This is a genomic window from Planctomycetia bacterium (genome assembly GCA_015075745.1).
Lineage (GTDB): Bacteria > Planctomycetota > Phycisphaerae > UBA1845 > UTPLA1 > UTPLA1.
The window spans coordinates 651542-663568 of sequence record JABTTW010000001.1 but is presented as its reverse complement, the minus strand read 5'-3'; the positions used below and the strand labels follow the sequence as shown (position 1 = coordinate 663568).

The 12027-nt window shown below is 61.8% G+C and carries 7 protein-coding genes; 1 reads left to right on the top strand and 6 read right to left on the bottom strand.

Features of this window, described 5'->3' with window-relative positions; genetic code table 11:
- Window positions 1-170 precede the first annotated feature (170 nt).
- From HS101_02600 to guaA, 5 genes are all read right to left on the bottom strand, one after another.
- Window positions 171-1592 (bottom strand): toll/interleukin-1 receptor domain-containing protein, encoded by a 1422-nt coding sequence (locus tag HS101_02600; protein MBE7505156.1) that lies wholly within the window; start codon window positions 1590-1592, stop codon window positions 171-173.
- Window positions 1593-1996: 404 nt separating this feature from the next.
- On the bottom strand, window positions 1997-2518 hold the full coding sequence (locus HS101_02595) for an N-acetyltransferase (GenBank protein ID MBE7505155.1): 522 nt from the start codon (window positions 2516-2518) through the stop codon (window positions 1997-1999).
- A 39-nt stretch (window positions 2519-2557) separates the two neighbouring features.
- On the bottom strand, window positions 2558-3559 hold the full coding sequence (locus tag HS101_02590) for a Gfo/Idh/MocA family oxidoreductase (protein ID MBE7505154.1): 1002 nt from the start codon (window positions 3557-3559) through the stop codon (window positions 2558-2560).
- Window positions 3556-4146 carry an SIS domain-containing protein gene (locus tag HS101_02585; GenBank protein ID MBE7505153.1) on the bottom strand — a complete coding sequence of 197 codons (591 nt, stop codon included), beginning with the start codon at window positions 4144-4146 and terminating at the stop codon, window positions 3556-3558. The genes HS101_02590 and HS101_02585 overlap by 4 nt, the downstream gene beginning before the upstream one ends.
- 67 nt (window positions 4147-4213) lie before the next feature.
- Window positions 4214-5764 (bottom strand): glutamine-hydrolyzing GMP synthase, encoded by a 1551-nt coding sequence (guaA, locus tag HS101_02580; protein MBE7505152.1) that lies wholly within the window; start codon window positions 5762-5764, stop codon window positions 4214-4216.
- An 80-nt stretch (window positions 5765-5844) separates the two neighbouring features.
- Here guaA and HS101_02575 point away from each other — a divergent pair, with 80 nt between their 5' ends.
- Window positions 5845-8670 carry a DUF1854 domain-containing protein gene (locus HS101_02575; protein MBE7505151.1) on the top strand — a complete coding sequence of 942 codons (2826 nt, stop codon included), beginning with the start codon at window positions 5845-5847 and terminating at the stop codon, window positions 8668-8670.
- Window positions 8671-8786: 116 nt separating this feature from the next.
- Here HS101_02575 and HS101_02570 read toward each other — a convergent pair whose 3' ends face one another.
- A complete protein-coding gene (locus HS101_02570) occupies window positions 8787-11846 on the bottom strand; it encodes a CHRD domain-containing protein (protein ID MBE7505150.1) in 3060 nt (1019 codons plus the stop codon).
- Window positions 11847-12027: the final 181 nt, after the last annotated feature.

The window sequence follows — 12027 nt, the reverse complement described above, 5'->3', positions numbered from 1 at the left end:
TTCCCATCGCGGGGGGTGCGAGAAGGGAATCTCGCACCAGCGTCACTCATCTTTCTTCCTTCTTGTAAACACCAATGCCGAAGGAAGTCAACTCCGGAACCTTGTTTTCTTCAGCTTCAATGTCCTTCTTAGTCATCTCAGTCGCCCTCTCTGCGCATAAGCTACATCTACTAATCCTTCTTTCGGGTCTGCTGTCCATATCCGCGTGAGCGATTCTCCTTCAACCATTTTTTAAGGAAATCCATCCTCAGAAACTTCTGTGCGATGTCCTCGACCGGCTCAAGAAACTGTAAGGTCCGCACAGAGTAACCGATCCGCTCGTGGAGATCCTTTACCGCCCCACTTGGAATCCGTATTCTCGAGGATTTCGATTCGAGTTGCTTTAACAGGTACTCACTGAGCTGCCCGTAGTGCGACGCTGAACGGACCTCGTCTGAACTGAACCATGCCCCCGCTGCATAGGTGCCCCAATTCCATATTCCCCACTCGGCGATTCCGCGAAGTAGGAATTCCCGATTCTTGTTACCGATCCATTCCGAACGATTGGACAATAACCAAAACAGCACGTCGGCGATTTCGATCCCAAAGGACCTGCCATTACAGGGCTTACAAAACCAATTCGCTACATAAGCGGGTTCCCAATCGCCAAACGTCGGATGGCGCAATGCCACATTCGTTTCGCATAGCGGGCATAGTCCGCTCAGTGTGCACGCGCTCCCAGAGCGGTCGTTCCGCTGACGGCGTCGTGAGGATTCCTGAACAGACTTCTCATAGAATTGCTGAATTTCGTTCTCAAAACGTCCGGCAAGGCCAGGTATCGACAATTGTGGGGCGTGAGATAGCACACTTTCGACATCACTGCATGCCGCCTGCTCGAGTCCCGGCATCTCTCCGATGAAATCCAGAACATCATTCGGGTGGGCTGTACAAGTGAGTCGGCGGTAACATGCTTCCTGGCACCACTCCCATTGCATCGCAGACCAAGCCAAGTTCCATCCGCGTTCTGGAGTGTCAGAGGGGCAAACAGGAACTCTCAATCGCCAAGGATCGACTAGTGAGTACGGAGTGGCGTACTCCTCCGCGACGTACAACCACCAGTCGTCGCTGATTGGGGGAGGGTCGGCGCCAAATTTGCGAAGAATCTCATATGCGACTTCAAGCGACGACTTTTCTGGGCGAAGGACTCCAGCGAGTTTATTCACAACTGCGTCAATGCCTTCGGCGGTGGTGGCAGCTACGATGTTTGCTAAAGAGGGTGAATTGGTCGCCACATCTTCCCGCGAAACCTCATGCCATACCGGCAGGATGACTGTATGGCCAGTCATCTGACGCTGGACCAGGCCGTCGAGTTCCCATTGTGTCCACTGTTTTTGAAAAAACGCCCTGCTAAGTACAACGATACCGAACCGTGACTGGGCGAGTCCCTCATCAATAGATTTCCTTAGCCCATCACCAACTTGGAGGCTGAATTCGTCATACCATACTGCGAAGCGCCTCGATCGAAGTGCGTGGGCCAACTCCCTAACGACGGTTTGTTTGTCCTCGCTCGCGTGTGAAATGAATACATCGTACCGCTTTGATCCATTTGACATCCTCCAAAGTATACTGGATGAGGGGATGATAGGGGCACGCTACTATGCACCAATTAACTTAACCAATACGCCAACGGCGTTGCGCCTCTTAACCCATAGGCGCGGACGTGGAGCAAGCATTGCTCTTCGAAGGAGCTTCTGCGATGCCAAAGTCCAATGCGAAAGCCCCGACCGACTCACATGCTGAGTATCGAAGCCCTTTTCCTAAAAAACCACCCAAAACTCGAACCGCCCCAACCCGTGCCCGCCGCACGAGTTGCAATCGCCGCTCGAGGCCTTGTGTCACCTTATGTCACCTTGGGTTTTTGCTTCCCAGCACGCCCAATTGTCACTTCATGTCGCACGGAATATCACCCGAGACATCCTCGCTTGCGCTTCGGGCTGGTATGGAAATGTTCGCAGAACTATCGCGCGTACATCACCCGCGCCGGGTTCCCCGCCACCGTCGCCCCCGCCGGCACGTCCTTCGTCACCACCGCCCCGGCCCCGATTGTCGCGCCTTCGCCGATGGTTACGTCGCAGAGGATCACCGCGCCGCTGCCGATGGAGGCCCGGCGCTTCACCACCGTCGGGGCGACCTTCCAATCCGCTTCGGTCTGCAAGGCCCCGTCCTCGGTCGTCGCCCTGGGGCGGCGGTCGTTGATGAAGACGACGTGGTGGCCGACGAAGACCTCGTCCTCGATGGTGACGCCCTCGCAGATGAAGGTGTGGCTGGAGATTTTGCAGTTGGCGCCGATCTTCGCGTTCTTCTGCACCTCGACGTAGGTGCCGATCTTGGTGTTCTCGCCGATCTCGCAGCCGTAGAGATTGGCGAAGCCGAAGACCTTCACGCCGGGCGCGAGCTTCACGTCGTCGGCGATGCGGTTGTAGGTCGGAAGCGGATCGGGCACGGGGGGTTCTCCGTCAGGATGGTAATAAGAATACATGGTGGGCCGAGCCCACCCTACGGCGGCGCCGCGTACGCGCTACAGCGTGATGCGCGAGCCGGATTCCAGCGAGCGCTCGGCCGCCTCGAGAATGCGCACCACGCGAAGGCCTGCCGCGCCGTCGGTGACAGGGCTTTTACTCTCGCGGATGCAATAGACCAGGTGCTGGATGGCGCGCTTGAGGGCCTCTTCCGTGGCGATGGCCGGGGCGTACATATCGCCCATGCGGTACTGGACCATCGCCTGATGGATGCCCTCGATGCTGTGCAGCTCGACGCCGCGATCGTAAATCTTCACCTTCTCGGTGACGAGGTTGTCGTCGTAGACCAGCATGCGCTTGCCGCCGCCGACGATGATCTGCCGGACCTTCACGGGGCTGAGCCAGTTGACGTGCATGTGGCCGAGGATGTTGTCGTCGAACTGGACGGTGACGTAGGCCATCGACTCGACCGGCTGGCCGGCGTGTCGCGCGCCGGCGGCCTGCACCCACTTGACCGGCTTGCCGATCAGGTGCTCCATGATGGAGGCGTCGTGCGGGGCGAGGTCCCAGAGGACGCTGATGTCGTGCTGGAAGAGGCCGAGGTTGATGCGGACGGAGTCGTAATAGCAGATGTCGCCGAGCTCGCCGCGTCGGATGATGTCCTTGATCTTCTCGACGGCGGGGTGATAGATGAAGGTGTGATCGACCATGAGGACGCGGCCGTTTTTCTTCGCCAGGTCGACCAGTTCCTCCGCCTCGGCGACGCTGCCGGTCAGCGGCTTCTCCACGAGGACGTGCTTGCCCGCGGAGAGGGCGGCCTTGGCGAGGCTGTAATGCGTGTGGACCGGCGTGGCGATGGAGACGATGTCCACCTTCTTATTGTCGAGCACTTCGGCGAGGCTGTCGGTCATCGTCGCGGCGGGGTACTGCCGGGCGGTCTTCTCCAGACGGCGGCGATCCTTGTCGCAGCACATCACCAGCGCGCAGTCGTCGGCGGTGGCGAAGTTGCGCGCCAGGTTCGGGCCCCAGTAGCCCATGCCGATGACGGCGGCGCCGATCATGCCGAGAGTCCTTTCTCGATCTCCTCGGCGCTGCGCTCGACGAGGTCGCAGATGATGTGGTAGGCGAGTTCGTGAAGCTGCTGAATGGCGTAGGCCGACTTGGCCGGGGCGACGAAGGACAGATCACAAAGCTCGGTGAGGCTGTGGCCGTCCTCGCCGGTGAAGCCGAGGACCTTCGCGCCGCGCTGCCGAGCAGCCTTCGCCGCGAGGAGGATGCTGGGGCTCTTGCCGCTGGTGCTGATGGCCCAGAGGACGTCGCCCTTTCGCACGTGGGCCTCGACCTGCCGGGCGAAGACCTGATCGAAGCCGTAGTCGTTGCCGATGGCGGTGAGGTTGCTGGAGTTGACGGTGAGTGCGACGCAGTTGAAGGCCAGGCGCTGGCGCTGATAGCGGCCGGTGAGTTCGGCGGCGATGTGCTGAGCGTCGGCGGCCGACCCGCCGTTGCCGCAGATGTAGAGGGTGCGGCCCGCCTTGAGGGCGTCGACGATCATCCGCGCGGCGGACTCGATCTGCTCCTGTCGGGCGTCATCGAGTCGACCGATGGCGGCGGCGGCCTCGGCGATGAGTTCCTTGATTCGTGGGCGCATGGACATCCTTTCAGGCGGCAAATGTTAACCGGAAGGGGGGCGGTTTGCATGGCCCGCCGGAGGGTGGTCATTCCCACTCGATGGTGGCCGGGGGCTTGCTGGTGATGTCGTAAACGACGCGGTTGATGCCGCGGACTTCGTTGGTGATGCGGCTGCTGATGCGGGCGAGGATGGCGTGGTCGATATGGACCCAGTCGGCGGTCATGAAGTCGACCGACTCCACAAAGCGCACGGCGATGACGCTCTGGTCCTGATAGGCCCGGCCGTCTCCCATGACGCCGACGCTGGCGACGGGAATGAGCACGCCGAAAGCCTGGGCGACCTTTCGATACCACCCGGCGGCGGTGAGTTCTTCGATGATGATCTGATCGGCGAGGCGGAGGATTTCCAGCCGCGCCTCGGTCACGTCGCCGATCATGCGCACGGCGAGGCCGGGGCCGGGGAAGGGATGTCGCCAGACGAGCTCCTCCGGCAGGCCGAGCAGCTCGCCGATGATGCGCACCTCGTCCTTAAAGAGGTGTCGCAGCGGCTCGACGAGTTCGAAGCCCAGTTCGGCGGGAAGGCCGCCGACGTTGTGGTGCAGCTTGATGTTCGCGGCGGTCCCGGCGGCGCTGTGGCCCGACTCGATGACGTCGGGGTAGAGCGTGCCCTGCGCGAGGAATCGGGCATTGGGGATGCGCTTGGATTCGTGCTTGAAGACCTCGATGAATTCGTGGCCGATGCGGATGCGTTTTTCCTGCGGATCGACGACGCCCTTGAGACGATCGAGAAATTGTTTGGCCGCGTCGACCACATGGAGGTCCATCTTGAAATGGCCGCGGAAGATGGCTTCGACGCGCCAGCGCTCGTGGAGCCGGAGCAGTCCGTTATCGACGAAGATGCAGGTGAGCCGGTCGCCGATGGCGCGGTGCAGCAGGGCGGCGGTGACGGAGGAATCGACGCCGCCGGAGAGGCCGCAGATGACGCGGTCGTCGCCTTTGACCTTTGCGCGGATGTCCTCGATCGACTGCTCGACGATGGAGCCGGGGCACCAGGATGCCTCCGCCTTGCAGACGTCGAACAGGAAGTTGCGAAGTAATTGCGAGCCTTCGGGCGTGTGGCTGACTTCGGGGTGAAACTGAATGCCGTAGAGCGGACGCCGCTTGTGCCGAACGATGGCGTGCGGACAACTGGGCGTCTCGGCGAGGGTGATGAAGTCGTCGCCGATGCCGGTGACGATGTCGCCGTGAGACATCCAGACGGTGGTCGAGCGCGGCAAGTGCCGGACCAGTGGATCGTCACCGCGGATTTCGAGCGATGCCCGACCGTACTCGCGGTGCGGCGCGGCGCTGACCTTGGCCCCGAGTTGTTCGCAGGCGACCTGCATGCCGTAGCAGATGCCGAGAATGGGCAGGTCCATGTCGAAGATGCCGGGGTGCGGCTTGGGCGCGGCAGCCGCATAGGTGCTGGCCGGGCCGCCGGAGAGGATGATGCCGAAGACGTTGTTCCGGGCGAGCTCTTCCGGTGAAACGGTGGGGGGGAAGATGAGCGAATGGACATGGTTCTCGCGCACCCGCCGGGCAATCAGTTGAATGAACTGGGAGCCGAAATCGAGGATGGCGATGGAGCGATTTATCATTTTGCTAATCTACGATCGGTCAAACTTCGCGTCAAAGGCGGGGTGCTGCCGCCGGTTGACGGCCGCGATATGATCCCGGCATGCTTCAGGAAGAAGCGCCGCAGTCCGTCGTGCAGGGATTCGCGCGGGAAGGGCTCGGCGATGGACCGCTGCTACTCACCACCTCGAGCGACCTGGCCATTGGCGGCACGGTCGAGCGCCAGTGGCTATTGGTCAATACCGAACGAATCGCCGTGCTGAGCGATGAGCCGACGCCGCGCCTGCTTCGCAATCTGCCGATCTCAAGCATCACGAAGTTTCGCGCCCACCGCGTCGTGGGCTCGGGCTTTCTTCAGGCGCAGGCCGACGGCGTGTGGGTCGATCTGCTTCGCTACTCCAACGGGCTGTCCGATCGATTCTCGAAGATCGCCCGCAAGCTGGAAAAGCTGCGCGCGGACGGGCGGATCGAGTTCTTCCCGCAGGATGATGTCGATCCGCACCGGTGTCGCAACTGCGGCATGATGCTCCGCTTCGTCGGCGATGTCTGTCCGCAATGCATGGATCGCAAGGCGATTCGCTCGAAGGTGTGGGACCTTATTCGACCGTATCGCGCGGCGGCGGTCGGCATCTTTGCGTTGCTGCTTGCGGGCGTCGTCGCCGAACTGGTGCCGCCGAAGCTGCAGCAGTACCTCGTGGATGACATCCTCCGCGTCGATCATCGCGGCGGACCGATCGGCAAGCTCACCAGTTCGCTGCTGGCCATCGTGCTCTTTCTGGCGTGCACGCGTGTGGTGCTGGCGATCGTCTCGGAACTCAAGGGGCGACTGTCGCTGCGCGTCGGGACGGCGCTGACGAGCAACCTCCGCGCGCGGATGGTGCAGAAGCTGCAACAACTCTCCGTCGCCTTCTACGATCGGCACCAGGTCGGCGTGCTGATGAACCGCGTGGCCTACGACACCGAGGTGCTGCACGGGCTGATCCATCAGATTACCGGCGGGTTCCTGCTTCAGATTCTGCAATTGTTCGGCGTCGGGGCGATGCTGTTCACCCTTAACGCAACGCTCGCCTTTTACACGCTCATCCCGATGCCGCTGGTGCTCGCGGGGAGCTGGTTCTTCTGGCGGTACGTCTATCCGCGCTATTACCGATACTGGGACTCGGCGAGCAAACAGGCCGGCGCACTGTCCGGAATGCTGTCGGGCATTCGCGTGGTCAAGGCCTTCGCCCAGGAGGATCGCGAGTTCGAGCGCTTCCGCGCATCGAGCGAGTACCTTCGAAAGTCACGGCTGGCGGTCGAGTTGTCTTCGACGACCTTTTCGGCGGTCATGCAGGTCATCTTCAGCCTTGGCGGGCTCATCGTCTGGTATGTCGGCGGTCGCGACGTGCTCGGCGATCGCATGACGCTCGGCTCGCTGATGGCGTTCCTCGCATATCTGGCGATGTTCTACGCTCCGCTCTCCACGCTGGCGCAATTGACGACATGGCTGACCAGCTTCATGACCGCCTGCCAGCGCATCTTCGAACTGGTCGACACGCCCACGCGCATCACCGATACGGCGAATCCTGTCCGGCTTCCCGAAAAGGTCGGCAGCATTCGATTCGAGAATGTCACCTTTGGCTACGATCGCCACCATCCCGTATTGGAGAATGTCTCCTTCGAGATTTCGCCGGGAAAGATGATCGGCATTGTCGGGCGCAGCGGATCGGGCAAGAGCACGCTGGTCAATCTCATCTGCCGGTTCTATGACGTGGACGAGGGCCGCGTGCTGGTAGAGGAGCGCGACGTGCGCGAGCTAAGCAGCATGGAATTAAGGCGCCACGTCGGCGTCGTGTTGCAGGAGTCGTTTCTATTTCGCGGCACGGTCTGGGAGAATCTCATCTACGGCAATCCCGACGCCACGCCGGAGATGGTGATTCAGGCTGCCCGCGCGGCCAACGCTCACGATTTCATTCTCAAGATGCCGTTCGCCTATGACATGCCGCTCGGCGAGCGCGGCGCCGGGCTGTCGGGCGGCGAGAAACAGCGCATGTCGATTGCCCGCGCGGTCCTGTACGACCCGTCGATCCTGATTCTCGACGAGGCGACGAGCAATCTGGATAGCGAATCGGAAAAGGCAATCCAGGAAGCGCTCTTCGCCCTGACCCGTGGACGCACCAGCATCGTGATCGCGCATCGACTCTCCACGCTGCGCAATGCCGATCGCATCATGGCCTTCGATCGCGGCAAGCTCATGGAAGAGGGCACGCACGAGGAGCTGCTGGCCAGGGACGGCATCTACGCGTCCATGGTGAAGATACAAACGCGCCTGACCGCCGGGGCCAGCATCGACAAGCTGGTCGCCGGTGCCGAGGAAGAGCAAAGCGCCGAGGAGGCGAATGCTCAGGTCTCGTCAGACGCGTCCTCTCCCGCGAGATTCGACTTCGCCCCGCGATGGCTGACGCCGCAGACAGCGAACATCCATCTCGGCACGCACGACGCCTTGCACGTCACCGTGATCGACGACCGCATCTACGGCGGCGTCTTCGCGGTGCGCGTGTTTCCGGCGGCCTACCCGGATCAATACATCAGCCTGCGGCACGAAGGCGCCGACGGCAGAGAACACGAGATCGGCATCATCGCCCGGCTGAGCGACTGGCCGGAGGAAGTGCGTCGGCTGGTGCAGGAGGCGCTCGACCGGCGCTATTTCATTCACATCATCGAGCGGATCGAGACCATCCGCCTGCGATTCGGCCTCCTGATCTTCCACGTGGTGACGAATCGCGGGCCCGAACAGTTCATGATGCGCTGGCAGCAGAGCCAGGCGATCGACCACGGCAAAAGCGGAAAGATCCTGACCGACGTCGACGAGAATCGCTACCTCATCGCCGATGTGGAGTCGCTGCCGAAGTCCGAGCGAGATCTGTTCCGGCGGCACGTCTATTGGTAGGCCGTCGGCGCGCACCTGCCGCAGAAAAAAACAGCGGCCTTCCGCACTGGGGCGAAAGGCCGCTTAATGGTTCATTCATTCAGGCCGCCGCGCGGGCGACCTATTCACCCGTCAAATCAAGGATCCGGCGGGCAGACCGCCTTGGGCACCTCCATGAGCTGATTCACGAACGGATTAATGTCCGCCACTGTGGCGACGCCGTCGTTGTTCATGTCCGCACAATCGCACGGGCACCCCAGCATGACCGGGGGCGGCGGAGGATTGAGCAGACAATTGATGAATCGCTGGATGTCGAGTCCGTTCAGGAGGCCATCCAGATTCAGATCGCCCTTGCACGAACAGAACATCGGCATGTTCACCCAGTCGGTATCGCTGTGGACGTCGATGCCGCCGCGATAGCCGACGCCATGCCTGATCGAGATAATCTGCCCGACCGGTTGGTTCGGGTTGCTTTCATCGAACAGCAACACCGGATCGCCCGGCCCAACGTAATCGACGTTGTTCGGGGGCAGTTCCCAAAGCCCGCTTGGCGCCGTCATGTGCGCAGGCACAGAGTTAAACAGGTTCTGGAATCCCGGCGGCGCGTTAGGCAACTCAATTTCGACAAAGACGTCGAAGAAGCTATCCACTGGCCAGTACGGATAGGGGAGGAATGGCTCGCTTCCCGGTCCGAAGATCTGACCGCTGCTGTGTTTTTCCGGCTGCTCGCGAATCGTGACCGGGCCGAACGGAGCATTGCCCGTCAGATCCAAGGAGAGGATCTCCGTCTGAATCGTCGTGGCGGCCGGCTGGATGTCCGGGTTGTCACGCCAGACGCGCGTCGGTCCATCGGCCGTCAGATTCACGATGGGCGGTCCCGGTGGGAAGAACTCGATGACGACATCGGCATGCGTGTCGATGAGCGTGTCGATGGTTCCCGGCGGGATGGGCCGTGCCGGCGGCGGCGGATCGGTCGGCGGCGGCGGACCGGGGACATGAGGCTGGCACCAGATGACCTGGCCCTGCTTGCCCGCCGTACCGTTGCTGCAGATGAGATAGAACGCCATATCCATGGACTTCGTCGGATCATCAGCGCAACCGATGTATTCCGGCTGGCCCCAGTGCAGATGATTCATCCAGTTGTAGACCCATCCGCCCCGGCAACTCATACCGAGCTTGCCCATGTAGGCATCGTCCTTCATGTGATATCCCGGCGGCGTGGTGTGCCATCCCCAGAAGTCGCCCGTGGCCATATTGCCCGTGGGAGACTCGACGCACTGCGGCGGCGGGGAGATGAAGTGTCCGACTTCCGCCTGAATGCTCAGCCAGTATGTAACGCCCGGGCGTGGGTTGAAGATGCCGGGCAGCGCCGGGTCGATCTCATCCGGTCCGGCGTTGTTGTGGACGAGGCAACCGGCCGCAAGCCGCGTGCTGTAACAGAAGGTTGTGTGCTGGTCCCAACCGATCAGGCCGGTGTTGAAGAACGGAACCGCCTGCGGATTGAACGCCCACTGCGCGACGAGGCGGTCAGGTCGGCTGATGCCGGTTTCGCACGGCAGGTGTTGCAGCACGCACAAAGCGCCCGGAGCAGGTGCGCAGGGCGTGTTGCAATCCGGCAGGTATCGGGCACAGATGCGCCAGTAGCCGGGCGGAGGAATGACGCATCCGGGCACGGCACATCCCGGGCCAACCGGCGGCGTCAAAGGAATCGGTACCGCAGCGCCATCGGGCAGGAACGTGACACAGCCCAGCGCATTCGGCGGGGAGATGATCCCGCAGGCGTCGTAGTTAGTGCCCGGGGGACACGGCTGCGGCGCGATGTCGCGATGAATGGCAATGAGCCATCCGTCGATCGGTCGCGGCACGGGTGTGATGGAGGGATCGTACTCGGGATCGAGATACGAGCCGTACCACTGGATGTCGGTGATCGGCATCCGCGGAGGCACGACGTCCGGGCAGCAAAGCTCCGGCGGATTTCCCCCGGCAAGACACGCCCAAATCTGTTCGTCGGCCGCGTTGACCACACCGTCACAATTGAGGTCCGCGAACTGGCAGGCCGGTGTGACCGGTCCGAAGCAGTTCACGAGCATCTGGAAATCACCAAACGTCGTGCAGACGCCGTCGCCGTCAAAGTCGCAGCGGCATTCGGGGCACGACGGGTTGATGCAGAAGTCGTCGGCGATGACCCAGTTCATATACGGCGGGTCTTCGATGCAATCGCAACAGACTTCGACACTGCCGTCGGGGAGCTGGTTGGTGGTGGTTTCGCAGTGGAAACCCGGCGGGCACGCACCGACGCATGTCAGGCCGGCGGCGCCAAACTCGACATGGCACTCATTCGGGCTGCGGCAGTCGCAGTCGATGATCTTGATTTGTCCGGTCGAGGGATTGAAGTTCATGCAGCGCGGAATGCACTCCTGTCCGTCTCCCGGGCATTGAACCGGCTGACAGGCGGAGCCATCGGGCAGCACTTCGCACGTCTGCTGCTGGCAGACGGTCGTGACGCAGTTTGTCCCGGCGCCCTGCGGCATGCCCCCCATCTGGGTGCAGCACACCGGATCAACATCGACACACGCCGCACCGGGAAGACAACACGCCTCTCTTTGCGTGCAGGCCGCGCCAACGGGGCCGGGCGTTCCGCCCAGACATTGACAGGTCGATGGCAGCGTGGTCATGCAGACGTTGTTGGGAAGGCAGCATGGCGCGGTCGCGGTGACGGGAACGATCTGCCCGCGGATCGCGCCGCTCGGACACACGCCGGTATGGATGTTCACATAGTGCCGTGAGGCCTGCATATCGGCTTGCTGCGCGGCGGTGAGGTTGTAAGTGCCTACTTTCAGGAATCCGACGGGCAGCGGCTTGAGCACGCCGGCTGTCGCAGGGCAGACACCGGCTGCTCCGTGTACATGGGCCGCCGTTTCACCAGCCTGATTGTGGACGATGTAGTAATTGACGTTTCCCGTCGCCGTATCGAGGGTGAAGGCGCCGCAACCCGATCCTTGGGCGGACGTACACGCCGGGCATTCGTTCGCCGAATTGATCGGATCGGCAACGAAGTGAACAATAGCGGCTTGTGCGGCGCCGGATGCCATCGCCGCGATCAGCACAGCGAGGGTGATGGCTGCCGCGTTCCACCTGATCGGTGGCCCATGACGGAACTGACACGATGGTGATAACAATGTCGTGCATTGTTTCATCTTCCTACCTCCGTGAAAGGTGACACTTACTCAAAGACTTCACCCCCACTTGTCGCTTGATAAAGTTCGTGCCGGAGTCGGGATCGGATGCATTGTCGAACGCGCAGGGAATAGGCGTGTCAAAACGCGAGAGCTCGATGGGTCGGGACGATGCCATGTCGGCCTCCGGATGCCCATGAAT